Here is a 339-nt window from a genome sequence, read left to right as displayed (position 1 = left end):
TGCCGTTCGGCATACGGCGGTTCAACTAACTTTTAACGCATGTCGTTCAAGGTAATAATCCAAACACGAAACCAGTCCACGTTTTTCAAGGACTGGTTTTGATATAGCACGTTTAAGTACCGACTTCTGAGCTACTAATTGGTAGTGGTCGCCCCAGCCAGATACCTTATCTGCTATCCATTTAGGAACTCCTAACTTAAGCAATCCCCATAATCGTCTCGATTTCTTCTTCCATTGCTTCCAGATAATCACTCGTAGGCGAGTACGCAAGCGCTCATCTATGCTGGCGACTATACTTTTCATATTTCCCAATGAGAAATAGTTTATCCATCCTCGAAT

At 43.1% G+C, this 339-nt stretch carries 1 protein-coding gene; it reads right to left on the bottom strand.

Translation table 11 applies throughout. The features are described from left to right. Positions 1-21: 21 nt before the first annotated feature. Positions 22-339 (bottom strand): group II intron maturase-specific domain-containing protein (locus SMIDD26_RS10975; protein WP_075271450.1); only part of this gene is annotated, 318 nt, incomplete at its 5' end.

The sequence above is a fragment of the Streptococcus mitis genome (assembly GCF_001579035.1).
GTDB classification, from domain to species: domain Bacteria; phylum Bacillota; class Bacilli; order Lactobacillales; family Streptococcaceae; genus Streptococcus; species Streptococcus mitis_J.
Note: the sequence above shows the minus strand (reverse complement) of the source record. Positions and strands in the feature narration are given on the sequence as shown.